Annotated in this window: 14 protein-coding genes; 2 read left to right on the top strand and 12 right to left on the bottom strand. The window is 65.6% G+C overall.

Annotation, left to right across the window (positions count from 1 at the left end; all coding sequences use genetic code 11):
• Positions 1 to 6 precede the first annotated feature (6 nt).
• Genes ACZK13_RS03370 through ACZK13_RS03345 form a run of 6 tightly spaced genes read right to left on the bottom strand, consistent with a single transcriptional unit; the run spans position 7 to position 4302 of the window.
• Positions 7 to 570, bottom strand: a complete 564-nt coding sequence (locus ACZK13_RS03370) for a hypothetical protein (protein ID WP_329894088.1) — start codon at positions 568 to 570, stop codon at positions 7 to 9.
• Positions 567 to 1361, bottom strand: coding sequence for a thymidylate synthase (locus tag ACZK13_RS03365; RefSeq protein WP_049398135.1), 795 nt, complete (start codon positions 1359 to 1361; stop codon positions 567 to 569). Before ACZK13_RS03365 ends, ACZK13_RS03370 begins: the two co-directional genes overlap by 4 nt.
• Complete coding sequence (gene lgt, locus ACZK13_RS03360) at positions 1358 to 2245, bottom strand: prolipoprotein diacylglyceryl transferase (RefSeq protein WP_478450479.1); 888 nt, start codon at positions 2243 to 2245, stop codon at positions 1358 to 1360. Before lgt ends, ACZK13_RS03365 begins: the two co-directional genes overlap by 4 nt.
• Before the next feature lie 51 nt (positions 2246 to 2296).
• Positions 2297 to 2791, bottom strand: coding sequence for a TPM domain-containing protein (locus ACZK13_RS03355; RefSeq protein WP_478482258.1), 495 nt, complete (start codon positions 2789 to 2791; stop codon positions 2297 to 2299).
• The gene (locus tag ACZK13_RS03350; RefSeq protein ID WP_478482257.1) at positions 2791 to 3678 is read right to left on the bottom strand and encodes a TPM domain-containing protein; all 888 of its coding nucleotides are present in this window, start codon (positions 3676 to 3678) and stop codon (positions 2791 to 2793) included. Before ACZK13_RS03350 ends, ACZK13_RS03355 begins: the two co-directional genes overlap by 1 nt.
• A 3-nt stretch (positions 3679 to 3681) precedes the next feature.
• A complete protein-coding gene (locus ACZK13_RS03345; protein ID WP_032130538.1) occupies positions 3682 to 4302 on the bottom strand; it encodes a LemA family protein in 621 nt (206 codons plus the stop codon).
• A gap of 319 nt (positions 4303 to 4621) precedes the next feature.
• On the opposite strand from ACZK13_RS03345, the gene ACZK13_RS03340 reads away from it, so the two are divergent.
• A complete protein-coding gene (locus ACZK13_RS03340; RefSeq protein WP_478482256.1) occupies positions 4622 to 6598 on the top strand; it encodes a hypothetical protein in 1977 nt (658 codons plus the stop codon).
• Between the two features lie 304 nt (positions 6599 to 6902).
• Here the strand turns inward: ACZK13_RS03340 and ACZK13_RS03335 are convergent, their stop codons facing one another.
• The 3 genes from ACZK13_RS03335 to ACZK13_RS03325 form a co-directional block, all read right to left on the bottom strand.
• Positions 6903 to 8063: an MFS transporter gene (locus ACZK13_RS03335; protein ID WP_032129923.1), complete on the bottom strand. Its 1161-nt coding sequence runs from the start codon at positions 8061 to 8063 to the stop codon at positions 6903 to 6905.
• 220 nt (positions 8064 to 8283) lie between these two features.
• Positions 8284 to 9033, bottom strand: a complete 750-nt coding sequence (locus ACZK13_RS03330; protein WP_004144462.1) for a TerC family protein — start codon at positions 9031 to 9033, stop codon at positions 8284 to 8286.
• Between the two features lie 32 nt (positions 9034 to 9065).
• Positions 9066 to 9461, bottom strand: a complete 396-nt coding sequence (locus tag ACZK13_RS03325) for a diacylglycerol kinase (RefSeq protein WP_032129924.1) — start codon at positions 9459 to 9461, stop codon at positions 9066 to 9068.
• Between the two features lie 213 nt (positions 9462 to 9674).
• Here ACZK13_RS03325 and ACZK13_RS03320 point away from each other — a divergent pair, with 213 nt between their 5' ends.
• The gene (locus tag ACZK13_RS03320; RefSeq protein ID WP_478482255.1) at positions 9675 to 10376 is read left to right on the top strand and encodes an SGNH/GDSL hydrolase family protein; all 702 of its coding nucleotides are present in this window, start codon (positions 9675 to 9677) and stop codon (positions 10374 to 10376) included.
• Positions 10377 to 10492: 116 nt separating this feature from the next.
• Here the strand turns inward: ACZK13_RS03320 and ACZK13_RS03315 are convergent, their stop codons facing one another.
• From ACZK13_RS03315 to ACZK13_RS03305, 3 genes are all read right to left on the bottom strand, one after another.
• The gene (locus tag ACZK13_RS03315; protein ID WP_100437903.1) at positions 10493 to 11764 is read right to left on the bottom strand and encodes a sensor histidine kinase; all 1272 of its coding nucleotides are present in this window, start codon (positions 11762 to 11764) and stop codon (positions 10493 to 10495) included.
• Positions 11765 to 11919: 155 nt separating this feature from the next.
• Positions 11920 to 12633, bottom strand: a complete 714-nt coding sequence (locus ACZK13_RS03310; RefSeq protein ID WP_002811889.1) for a response regulator transcription factor — start codon at positions 12631 to 12633, stop codon at positions 11920 to 11922.
• Between the two features lie 87 nt (positions 12634 to 12720).
• The gene (locus tag ACZK13_RS03305; protein WP_004144386.1) at positions 12721 to 13365 is read right to left on the bottom strand and encodes an arylesterase; all 645 of its coding nucleotides are present in this window, start codon (positions 13363 to 13365) and stop codon (positions 12721 to 12723) included.
• Positions 13366 to 13395: the final 30 nt, after the last annotated feature.

Below are 13395 nucleotides of genomic sequence, written 5' to 3'. Positions count from 1 at the left end.
ACCTCCTCAGCTGGCGTCGATCTGCAGGCGTTCGCAGGCAGCGTTTGCGGCACTGGCGGCCTGCAACGCCGCAGCCAGCGCAGGGCTGGACGTGGTCTGCTCATCCAGGCCAGCGAGGATCTTCTGCTTCTGCGCCTCTTCGATCTCCTTCAGGCCCGGTCCCGACAGGATCTCTGCCGACAGCGCAGCGATATCGTCGCTGGCGCCGCGCGCCAGGAACGCTTTCAGCTGGTCGTTGGAATAGACGGTGGCCAGACCCTGTTCAAGCTCACGCTGATACGCCGGGTTCTCGACGCCCGCCTTCAGGTGCTCGGTCATCGCCGTGTACATGCCGGTTACCGCCTCACGCATCTGCGCCCGGCAGCCTTCCGGAACATCCTGGGGCAGCATCGTGCTGCCGTTGAATGCTCCGGCGAACGCCTGCACTTCCTCGCGCATGTGCTTGTGCACGATCTGCTCATTGACCTGCCTGGCCAACGACAGCGCATCGGCCGGTCCGGCCTGCACCATGGCCAGCGGCAGCAGGCCGCACAGCGCCAGCAGGCCCCTGGAAATCAGGCGGGTACTCATACCGCCACCGGCGCCTTGATGGCCGGATGCGGATCGTAGCCGTCGATGCGGATGTCGTCGAACTGGAAGCCGAACAGGTCGGTCACCTCCGGGTTCAACCACAGCGTCGGCAGCGCGCGCGGTTCACGCGACAGCTGCTCGCGGGCCTGCTCGAAGTGGTTCGAATACAGGTGCGCATCGCCCAGCGTGTGCACGAAGTCACCCACGCCCAGGCCGGTGGCCTGCGCAACCATGTGAGTCAGCAGCGCGTAGCTGGCAATGTTGAACGGCACGCCGAGGAAGATGTCGCCGCTGCGCTGGTAGAGCTGGCAGCTGAGCTTGCCATCCACCACGTAGAACTGGAACAGGTTGTGGCACGGCATCAGCGCCATCTGCGAAAGCTCGCCCACGTTCCAGGCGCTGACCACCAGCCGGCGCGAATCGGGGTTGCGCTTGATCTCGTCCACCAGCCACTGCATCTGGTCGATCTCGCCGCCATCGGCGGTAGCCCAGCTGCGCCACTGCTTGCCGTAGACCGGGCCGAGGTCGCCGTTCTCGTCGGCCCACTCGTCCCAGATCCGCACCTGGTTGTCCTTCAGGTAGCCGATGTTGGTGTCGCCCTTCAGGAACCACAGCAGCTCGTGGATGATCGAGCGCAGGTGCAGCTTCTTGGTGGTGACCAGCGGGAAACCGTCTGCCAGGTTGAAGCGCATCTGCCAGCCGAACACGCTGCGGGTGCCGGTACCGGTACGGTCGCTCTTCTCGGCGCCGTGTTCCAGCACGTGCGAGAGCAGGTCCAGGTAAGCCTTCATGCCTTGCCCTCGACAGCCACTGGCAGCTGCGGCTGCAGCACCGGCGCGCGGCGCGACATCGCCAGCAGCACCAGGCCGAAGACGATCAGCGGCACGCACAGGATCTGGCCCTTGGTCAGCCAGCCGAAGGCAACGTAGACGCCGTTGTCCGGCATGCGCACGAATTCCACCGCGAAGCGGAAGACACCGTACAGCAGCGCGAACAGGCCGCCCACCAGGTAGCGGTGGCGCGGCTTGGCCGACACCGTCCACAGCACCACGAACATCACCAGGCCTTCCAGCAACGCTTCATACAGCTGCGAGGGATGGCGGGCGAACTGGTTCAGCGCGCCGGTGGCGAACTGCGCCTGCAGGGTGGCGTGGTCGAGCTGGTTCAGCGGTGCCGGCAGGCCGGACGGGAACACCACGCCCCAGCTGCCGTCGGTGTACTTGCCCCACAGCTCGGCACCAATGAAGTTGCCGATGCGGCCGAAGCCCAGGCCCAGCGGCACCAGCGGCGCCATGAAGTCCATGGTGTCGAAGAAATGCAGGCGGTGCTTGCGCGACCACCACCAGCAGGCGGCGATCACGCCCAGCAGGCCACCGTGGAAGCTCATGCCGCCGTCCCACACCTTGAACAGCAGCAGCGGGTTGTGCAGGAAATCACCCAGCGCGTAGAACAGCATGTAGCCGATGCGTCCGCCCAGCACCACGCCCAGCATGGCGTAGAACAGCAGGTCGGAGAAACCATTGGCATCGACTCCCGGCAGGCGCCCATCGGCGATGCGCTTGCGGCCCAGCAGCCAGGCTGCGGTGAAGCCGAGCAGGTACATGATGCCGTACCAGTGCACCTTGATCGGCCCCAGCGAGAGGGCGATGGGGTCGATGTCGTGGAAATAGATCATGGAAGGTGCCTTGCGGTTGAACGCCTATTCTCGGGCCAGTGCCGCCCCGGCTCAACCAAGGAGCTGGGGCGAGTTCGGCAACGCGTCATCGTTCGACCGCGTCGGGGCCGGAAAGTGCCCTTCGATCAGGCTGGAGACCTCGTCGATGGCATCCTGCAGCGCTTCCACCGGATGGGAACCACGCAGGCCCTCGCGCAGGTGGGTGCAGACCCGCTGCCACTGCGCCGGACTGACCCGGCCCTGCAGGCCCCGGTCGGCGACGATCTCGATGGCGTGGTCAGCCAGCAGCAGGTAGATCAGTACACCGTTGTTGTGGGTGGTATCCCAGGTGCGCAGGCGGGCAAAGGCATGCTCGGCAGCCTGGCGCGGGGTGACCTTGTGCCACAGCGCGGCCAGCGGCAGGTCCGCTTCCACCGCGAACATCACCTGCCCACCGTGGCGCTGCTCACCGGCCGCGATGGCCTCGGTGATCGCCTGCAATGTGGCGGGCGGGAATGCGCGCCGTACCGACGGCGAAAACACGTGCCGACATAGACGTTGGATCATCACCAGCCCCCCGAAGCACCGCCACCACCGGAGCGGCCACCACCGCCACCCCAGCCGCCACCACCACCAAATCCACCGCCCCCGCCGAAGCCGCCTCCGCCGCCCCAGCTGCCACCGCCCCAGCCGCCGCCACCGGCAAAGCGGCCCGGATGGCCGGAGAGCATGGCCACGATCAGCCCTACGATGCCGGCCAGGCCACTGGCCAGCAGCGTGGACGTGAACAGGAACGCCGCCAGCGCTGCACCGGCGCCGCCGAGAAGGCCTCGCAGCGGGCGCGGCACGCGCGAGAACACGCCGCGCAGGATGCTGCCGGCGAACACACCGATGAACAGCGCCAGGAACCAGGTATCGCCACCACCGCTGGGCTCACGCCCGCGATGGCCGCTGACCGGTGCCGGCAGCGTTTCGCCGTCGATCAGCTTGACCAGCACCGCCGTGGCGTCGGTGATGCCACCGGCGTAGTCGCCGCTGCGGAAGCGCGGCACCAGGTATTCCTGGATGACCCGGTTGGCGATGGCATCGGGAATGGCGCCTTCCAGACCGTAGCCCGGCTCGATGCGCACGCGCCGGTCGTCCTTGGCCACCACCAGCAGCACCCCGTCATCCACGCCCTTGCGGCCGATCTGCCACTGGTCGAAGACCCGCGTGGTGTACTGCGCGATGTCCTCCGGCTGGGTGGTCGGCACCACCAGCACCTGCAGCTGGCTGCCCTTGCGCTGCTGCAGTTCGATCGCCTGCTGCACCAGCACCTGCTTCTGCGTGGCGTCCAGCGTGCCGGTGGTATCGACCACCGGCGAATCCAGCGCAGGAACCGGCGCCAGCTGCTGCGCATGCGAGGCCAGCGGCAGCCACAGCAGCAGGGCCAGCAGCGCAGAGGCCAGGCGCATCGATCAGGTCCCCGGCTGCGGTGCCGGCTGCTGCTGCGGCGCGTTGCCGAAATCGACCGCCGGCGCGTTGGAGATCTGCGCTTCGTTGTCCACGGTGAAGTTCGGCTTGGTCTTGTAGCCGAAGATCTTGGCGGTGATCACCTGCGGGAACGAGCGGATGTAGGTGTTGTAGTCCTGCACCTGCTGGATGTAACGGCCGCGGGCGACGGTGACCCGGTTCTCGGTACCTTCCAGCTGCGCCTGCAGGTCGCGGAAGTTCTGGTTCGACTTCAGCTCCGGGTAGTTCTCGGTGACCACCAGCAGCCGCGACAGCGCGCTGCCAAGTTCGCCCTGGGCCTGCTGGAACTGCTTGAGCGAGGCTTCGTCGTCGGCATTGACGTTGATCTGGCCGACACGCGAACGGGCGTTGGTCACTTCAGTCAGCACACGCTCTTCCTGGCTGGCGAAGCCCTTCACGGTCTGCACCAGGTTGGGCACCAGGTCGGCGCGGCGCTTGTACTGGTTGATGACCTCCGACCAGCTGGCCTTGACCGCTTCATCCTTCTGCTGGATGGCGTTGTAGCCGCAGCCGGAGAGCAGGGAGGCCAACAGCATCAGGGGCAGGACACGGGTGAACAGGCGCATGGCGGAGGTTCCGGGTGGGCTTGGCGCCGAGCATGCCATGGCCGGTGTTAACGGGCGTGTGGAGATGAACAGGAATCCGGCAGGGCCAATGGCTCCAGGGCAGCGGGGCGCTGATGCCAACGGTCTGGCGCATTGCCTGGGCCGTGGCCGCGCACCCGCGCCGGGCCTGCGAGCTCCGGCCAACTACAGGCCCATTTCGTACTTGTTGCATGGCCCAGCACAGATTCTGCATCAGATAGTGCAGGCAACTCGCACTTGCACTACCCGCGCCACTCAGAGGCAGCAGCCATCGGCCGGAAAATGGACATAGACCTCAACCATGCACAAAATTCTGCCAACAGCAGCGATCATCGCCCTGCTCATGCCGACGGCATGCGCCCAGGAGAGCCCGGATCCCAAGCAGGATGCTCTGTCGCCCGCACCTGTCCCCACCGCGTCAAGCGACGCTCATACCCGGGACATGCAACTTCGCGCTGACGGCGACAGCTATGTGGGCAAGGCCTACATCGTGTCTGCTTCGATCCAGGACGTCAGCTCAGCCCTTCTAGCGCGGAGCTATTTCTCAACGTCATTTCGCGAAAGTGGTGTTGCTCGACCCATTGTCGGTGACATGGAGCGGAAGTGGGCAAAGGTCTACGGGCACTTCCATCCGGAGAAGAGTGCAATCGCGTTCGCGGGGAATATTGCTGCGATTGATGCCGCAGCAGCGGCAGGCGCCATTGCTCCGGAAGAGAAATCCCGCTGGCGCGCCCACGTCGAGCAGCTGTCTCCTTCCGATCTCGACTCCGCAGCCGCCGCGTTCACTGACCTGGCAGTGGAGCGGTTGACGTTCTCCAGTTTCCACACTGATTTCGCGCGCCGCAGATCTGGCGAAAAATACGTTGTTCTGATCGATCTCACTGATCTTACAGGCGCTCCTTCGCAGACGCTGCTCTGGTATGCAGAGAAACGCCAAGAGCAACGCCGCACCAAATGGAAGGCCTTTGCATCCATCCCGGGGGTTACGGCTATTCCCTACCCGCACTGGGAAACCGAGCTGATCACTGAGAGGGACCCCAGCAAGAAATTCTCAGCAGAGGTGCAGGCGCTGGCGGCAAACTTCCCAGCGGGCCCTGAAACTACATTGGATGTCATCTCGCATCTGTTCGATCTACGTGATGAGGCGCCGGTTCCGCTTATTGTCCCCCGACTACCCGTGGACGGTGCGATGCCGATGTTGCAGTGGCACGCCATCCAGGAAATTCAGCCTGGCTGCGGCTCTGGTCAGATTCGTTCATTGCCCCATGACCAGTTCCATATCACGTCAGACAAAGACAGTTCATACGGTTACATCGCCGCGAAGAAGGCTGGGACCGTTACGGCACGGCAGATGGGCGGCGGTCAGCGGGTCACTGAGACGAAGGTGGACCGAAAGGGACGCCTATGGGCTCTGACAGCAGCCGAGCCGAGCCCGACGCAGCAGATTCTCACGTCCTGTCCAGTACAGATCAGCGGTGATTCCACCGGTGCGATTCGGGGCGACCACTGCATGCAGAGCACCATGGATCAGCGATGGCAACTCGATCGCGATGGCAACTCCTATCTTTACTCAGAGTCTCATATGGCGACGGAGGACCGCTTCCCTGAGCGGATCATGGATGCAGGGTCGGGAAAAGCCATCGAAATGAAGGAGCTTTGGAAAGATAGAACCAACTTGAGACAGCGCGTCTTCGGCTACATGCAATCCTGCTACCCAGGCCCGGCACCGGATCTGGGTGACGGACTTTTCTGGTTCACAAGTTGCGGCCTGGTCGGTGTTGAGCCTGCATCAGGTGATGTGGTCAAGAGCTTTCCAGTCAGGTCCGGAGGCAGTGGACGCCTGGTATTGGGAAGCGTCGCGGGTGACTGGGTCGCCGAAGAGGCTCGTGATCCAATAGAGCAAAGGGACGTTCTTCGCATTCATCGTCTTTTCACCGGGGAAGCAGCATTCGAGATGGAACGAAAAACCGGCACCCAGGCACTGGCACGCACGGCGCATGGCAGGCTGCTCGCGATGACGGCTACAGGCGCTTCGCCGGGCCGTTACATCGATGTCTGGCGCATGGATTCCGGCAGACATGTGTCACGTCTCGGCGTTCCTGAAGGAATCGCATTGAAATCCCTTGCATTCAATCGAGCGGGGACTGAGTTATGGATTTACGCGCATCGACTCGAAGGGGAGGAAGCCGGCGTACTGATCTGGATGGTGCCGGCATCATTGCAGGACGGTGCCGACGACAACTGGATCCCTGACGAAGCCGTATTGAAAAAACACTAGATAGTCAGGTCCATCCACGAAGTCGTCCCTGCAGAAGCCCATGCTCCAGGCATTCGTGCCGACCAACGGTCGGCACCCACCATCAGCGGCAGGTTCCGACAGATCGCAGGAACCTGTCGAAGGCGGGGTGGGTCCGGTTGAGGGGGCGTGAGCGCCATGGATGGCGCGACCGAGGCTACATGGACGTATTTACGCCGTCCCCCTCAACCGGACCCACCCCGCCAACCCACGGAATGCAGGGTGTTGCTGTTGCTCTGGAGTCTGCGGGTGCAGGGCTGCAAGCCCTGCCGGAATCCAACACTCCTCAGCAGGCCTCGGCCACCGCAGTGCGCGGACGCCCCAGCCACGCCAGCAGCAACCCTGAGGCCGCCAGCAGGCCACCGGCCACCGGAATCGCGGCATAGCCCAGGCCCGAACTGATCACCGCACCGCCCAGCGCCGCACCCACGGCATTGCCCAGGTTGAACGCACCGACGTTGATCGACGACGCCAGTCCCGGCGCCTCGCTGGCCGCCTGCATCACCCGGATCTGCAACGGCGGCACGATGGCGAAAGTCGCCGCACCGAACAGCAGCACGCCCAGCGCCGCCGTGGCGTGATTCATGAAGGCCAGCGGCAGCACGAACATCAACACGGCCAGGACCGCCAGCAGGATGCGGGTGGCACCATCCAGCGACCAGTCGGCCATGCGCCCACCGATGCCGTTGCCGAAGGTGAAGCCGATACCGATCAGCGCGAGCGACATCGCGATGAAGGCGTTGGAGGCACCGGTCAGTTCGGTCAGCACCGGTGCCACGTAGGTATAGAGGGTGAACATCGCGCCGGCGCCAAGCACGGTGGTAGCCATCGCCAGCAGCACCTGCGGCTGCAGGATCGCTCTCAGTTCGCGGCGCACGTCCGGGCGCGGCCCCGGCGCGGATGCCGGCAGCGCGAGGCCGAGCGCGGTGATCGCGACCAGGCCCAGCACCGCAGTACCGGCGAAGGACAGACGCCAGCCCAGCTGCTGGCCCACCCAGGTGGCCAGCGGCACACCGCCGATGTTGGCGATGGTCAGGCCCATGAACATGGTGGCCACGGCGGCAGCCTGCTTGTCCTTCGGCACCAGGCTGGCGGCAACCACCGCACCGATGCCGAAGAAGGCACCGTGATTGAGGCTGGTGACCAGACGCGACAGCAACAGCAGGCCGTAGTTCGGGGCCAGTGCCGAGAGCAGGTTGCCGACCACGAAGATCGACATCAGCAGCATCAGCGCGGTGCGCTTGCCAAACCGTCCCATCAGCAGGGTCATCACCGGCGCGCCCAGCATCACCCCCACGGCATAGGCGGTGATCAGCATGCCGGCGGTGGGAATGTTCACGCCGACGCCGTCGGCAATGACGGGCAGCAGGCCCATCGGCGCGAATTCAGTGGTGCCGATGGCGAAGGCGCCGACGGCAAGGGCCAACAAGGCGGCTCTGGAGTTCATGGGGTCATCCTGCGTGGGGCAGGTCCTGGAAAAGAGCGCGTAGCCTGCGCGCTTTGTCGGCCCGGATTAAGCCTCGCCCCGAGAAAACACTGTTGACCCCAATTCACAGCTGGCGGGAACCTCCCCGCCGGGCATGGCCCGGCGAGCCCAATGGGTCCCATAACGCAGAACCCCCGGCGCTGGCCGGGGGTTCTGGGACACACATTTGCCTGTGATCTGCTTACCAGTCGCCAGCACCCGGCACGTGGTGATCACGTGCGCGGCGGCGCATCAGCAGGTTCAGCCATTCCACCAGCACCGAGAAGCCCATGGCGGCATAGATGTAGGGCTTGGGCACGTGCACGTCCAGGCCATCCAGGATCAGCACCGCACCGATCAGCAGGATGAAGGCCAGTGCCAGCATCTTCACGGTCGGGTTTGCGTCGATGAAGCGGCCCAGCGGGTTGGCGGCCAGCAGCATCACCAGCACCGACAGCAGGATGGCGGCGACCATCACCGGGATGTGATCGGCGATGCCGACGGCGGTGATCACCGAGTCCAGCGAGAACACGATGTCGATGATGGCGATCTGCAGGATGACCATGCCGAATACACCCGAGGCCTTGCTGGTGGCCGGGTTCTCGTCTTCGCCACCGGTGATCAGTTCCTTGATCTCCATGTAGCCCTTGATGATCAGGAACAGGCCACCGACGATCAGCACCAGGTCGCGGATGGAGATGCCCATACCAGCCACGGTGAACAGGTTGGCGGACATGTGCGCCAGATAGGCCAGCGACACCAGCAGGGCGATGCGGGTGATGCAGGCCACGGCGATGCCGAGCTTGCGCGCGAACGGGCGACGCTCTTCCGGCAGCTTGCTGACCGCGATGGAAATGAACACCAGGTTGTCGATGCCGAGCACGATTTCCAGTGCGCTCAGGGTGAACAGGGTCACCCAGGCATTGGGGTCGGCGAGGAACTCAAAGGACATGGAAACTCTTCAGGGCAGTGGGGGAATGGGGATCAGCCGTAATTGCCGGCCATTGCATGCGGGACCACAACCAGCGCCCAGCACAGAAGCACGTTCATCATCAGCACGAACACTGCCGCCGAACCCATGTCCTTGGCGCGGCCGGCCAGCTCGTGGATCTCGCTGCCGTAACGTTCGATCACCGCCTCGATGGCCGAGTTGGCCAGTTCCATCGCCAGCACCAGCAGCATCGATCCGATCAGCAGCGCACGCTCGACCGGGGTCTGGCCCAGCCAGACCGCGACCGGGGTCAGCAGGATCAGCAGGTAGACCTCCAGCCGGAACGAGGACTCATGCAGCCAGGCGGCGCGCAGGCCCTGCCAGGACCAGCGGGCGGCCTGGAAGATGCGGCGCGGGCCGCGGGGCAGATGGCCGAACTGATCAGCCACGGGTGGAACATCCAGCAACAGGGGCGCGGCGCAGCGACCGCTCAGACGCACGGCAGGGAATCATGGGTGCACAGGGATAGGCAGATGGCCGCCATTTTGCCACAAGGCCGCCAGCCGCATCCCGGCACCGGCCCGGTGAATGGACTGCCAGGGGCAAGCCCCGGCCCGCCCCAGCTTCTATGATGGCTTTCCCCTTCCCTGCTGGAGCGCCTGATGTCCCGTCGCCGTACCTGCCTGCTGATGCTGGGCCTGCTGACCGCCGCCCCCCTGGCCCAGGCGCTGAGCCCGGCCAAGCCGCCGCGCGTGCCCGAGCAGGTCTCCAACGTGGCCTGGGCCGGCGACATGGCCCACTTTGCCAGCGCCGACCAGGCCAGCCCGCCGCCACGGGGCGGCATCGAGTTCATCGGCAGCTCCTCGATCCGCATGTGGGAAGGCCTGGCAGCCGACTTCCCCGGCCAGCCGGTGTTCAACCGTGGTTTCGGCGGTTCGGAAGTGCGCGACAGCACCTGGTACGCCGACCGCATCGTGGTGCCGTATGCGCCATGCAAGGTGTTCTTCTACGCCGGCGACAACGACCTCAACAGCGGCCGCAGCGCCGTGCAGGTGCGCGACGATGTGGTCGCCTTCGTGCAGCGCGTGCACCGCGACCTGCCGAAGACGAAGGTGGAGTACCTGTCGATCAAGCCGAGCCCGTCGCGTGCGCACCTGCTGCCCGCGATCAACGAAGCCAACACGCTGATCAAGGCCGCGCTGGCCAGGCTGCCCAATACCGGCTTCACCGACGTCTACACGCCGATGCTCGGCGCCGATGGACAGCCGGACGCGACGCTGTTCCGCGAGGACATGCTGCACATGACCCCGGCCGGCTACGCGATCTGGACCAAGGCGCTGGCGCCGAAGGTGAAGTGCGATTGAAGAAGGCTGCGGCCTCGCTCCGGTAGATGCCAACCTTGGTTGGCATGGGGCACCGGCGTGAATCCTGTTGAAAGCGCCGACCAAGGTCGGCATCTACCGAGGCCGCTGGTGCCGCGTCAGCGGAACACCACCGTGGCCTCGGTGCCCTGACCCGGCTCGCTGGCCAGGCTGACCTTCCAGCCGAAGCGATCGCACAGCCGGCGCACGATCGACAGGCCCAGGCCGGTGCCCTGCGGGCGGCTCGGCTCGGCGCGGTAGAACGGCTCGAAGGCCCGCGACAGTGCGTCGGCCGACATGCCGATACCGGTATCGCGCACCACCACCCGATCGTTGTGCACATGCACGTCGATGCGCCCCTCATCGGTGTAACTGCACGCGTTGCGCACCAGGTTGCTGACCACCACCTGCAGCACCCGCGGCGGCGCATGCAGCTGCACCGGGCCATCGCTGTGCAGGTGCACCGACACCGGGCGCGTACCCAGCAGTTCGTTGGCGTTGTCCACTTCGTAGCGGACGATGTCATTGACGTCGAACAACTCGATCTGGGGCTCGACGTCGGCCTCGCGGGCCAGGATCAGGAAGGCATCGATCACCGCCTCCATGTCACGGCCGGCACGCTGGATGCGCTGCAGGCTGCGGCGCAGGCGCGGCTCCAGGCTGTCATCGCCCAACGCCATGTCGCTGGCCACGCGGATGACGGTCAACGGCGTGCGCAGTTCATGGCTGGCATCGCGGGTGAAATTGCGCTCGCGCGCCACGTGCGCGCTGACCCGGTTGGCCAGCGAATGCAGTGCGGCCGCCAGCTGCCGGGTCTCGCCCTGCATGTCCGCCGGCAGCTTGTTCGGCTCCAGGTCGGCCGCCTCCGGGTGGCCCGGGTCCCAGCGCGAGACGCGCCGCGCCAGCCAGTTCACCGGCGATACCAGGCGCTTGGACGCACGATAGGTGACCCAACTGGCGCCATACACCGCCAGCAGGGTCAGCAGCACCGGCACGATGCCGAACCAGAACGCCAGCATCTCCGCACGCGAACGCAGGAATACCAGGTAAAGGCGGCCGGCCGGGCGCACATCGACCAGCACCAGCTGGTCGTCCTTGGGCAGTTCGTGAAAGCCGGGCTCCAGGTTGCGCAGATTGGCCGGCAACGACAGGGCCGACTGCCCGCTTTCCAGCAGGTAGCCACGGATGTTCTGGGTGTTGGGTGGCGGCTGCACCGGCGAGGCCTCGTGCAGCGTCCAGAAGTACGCCGCCTCCTCGCGCAGGGCGGCGCCGACCAGGCTGTGCTTGATCACCAGCGAAACCAGCCACGCACCGAGCAGGATGCCCAGGCTGGCCAGCACTGCCTGCAGGATGAAAGCGATACGGATCTTGCGCGGCAGGCCGTGCGGCATTGCGGGGTCCCGGTCAGAGCGCTGCGATTATAGGCAGCGCACCGCGCCGTTGGGATGCACGGGCGATGACCGGCGGCACTGCCGGACGGTCATCCCCTGCCCTTGTGCCTGGCCGCAGCCCGGCCCGGCCTGCGGCTGCACCGGCGCGGGCCTGCTCAGGCCATCGGCTGGGCGATGTCGGCAATGCGGTAGCCGGCACTCTGCACGGTATGCAGCAGCGGACGGTCGAACGGCTTGTCGATGATCTTGCGCAGGTTGTACAGGTGGCTGCGCAGGGTGTCCGAATCCGGCAGGCCGTTGCCCCAGATCTCGCGTTCGATCTCCTGGCGGGTGACCACGCGCGGCGATTCGCGCATCAGGATGGTCAGCAGGCGCAGGCCGATCGGCGACAGCTGCAGCTCGGTACCGGCACGGGTGGCACGCATGCTGACCGGATCGAGCACCAGGTCGGCGACCTTCAGCACTTCCGAACCCACCTGGCGACGCTCGCGGCGGATCAGCGCGCGCAGGCGGGCTTCCAGCTCCTGGATCGCGAACGGCTTGGTCAGGTAGTCATCGGCGCCGAAACCGAGGCCGGTGAGCTTGTCGTCCAGCGTGTCGCGTGCCGTGAGCATCAGCACCGGGGTGGACTTGCGCGCATCGTTGCGCAGGCGACGGCACACTTCGATGCCATCCAGGCGCGGCAACATCAAGTCGAGCACCACGACGTCATAGCTGTTTTCCGCCGCAAGGCGGTAGCCATCCAGGCCGTCCTGTGCATAGTCGACTTCGAAGCCGCGACCTTCCAGGTATTCCCCGATCATCTCGGAGATGTTGCGGTTGTCTTCGACCACCAGCACCAAGCCGGAGGTCTCCTTCGTCTGACGCATGTGATTCCCTCTAACTTCAGCTTTGTGAAACATGCCGGATCGACGGTGGACGCGATGTGAAGTTCCGTCAAGAGGTAAACAAACGGTTCAGAGCAGCGGTCTGAGCAGCGGCCAGACGTTGTCCAGCACCTTCGGCTGCGCCTGTGCGGTCGGGTGCAGCCCGTCGGCCTGCATCATGCCCGGCTGCAGGGCCACGCCCTCCAGCAGGAACGGCAGCAGCGGCACCTTGTACTGCGTGGCCAGCGCCTTGTAGGCCGCCGCCAGGCGCTGGCGATAGGCTGGCCCGTAGTTGGGCGGCACGTCGATGCCCAGCAGCAGCACCTTGGCACCGGCCTTCTGGCTGGCCTGCACCATCTTTTCCAGGTTGCCCTGCACCTGCGCCGGGGTCAGCCCGCGCAGTGCATCGTTGCCGCCGAGGGCAATCACCACCACGGTCGGGTTTTCCTTCGCCAGCAGGCCCGGCAGGCGGGTCAGCGCGCCGGCGGTGGTTTCCCCGCTCATGCTGGCGTTGACGATGCGCGCCGGTGTTTTCGACTGCTGCCTGACCCGCTGCTGCAGCAGGCTCACCCAGCCGGCGTCGGCAGGGATATTGTGGGCAGCACTGAGGCTGTCGCCGAGCACCAGCACGGTGCCAGCCGGACCTTTGGCACAGGCCAGCCCAGGCAGCAGCAGGAACCCTAGCAGCAGCACCATCATCACGCCGGCTCGCCGGCTCCATCCCGTCTTGCGCATTGGAGTCTCCTCATCGACAGCCTGTCCCCC

Source organism: Stenotrophomonas sp. 99219_Sma (genome assembly GCF_056480785.1).
The sequence above is the reverse complement of the archived record's forward strand: the minus strand, read 5'-3'. Positions and strand labels throughout refer to the sequence as shown.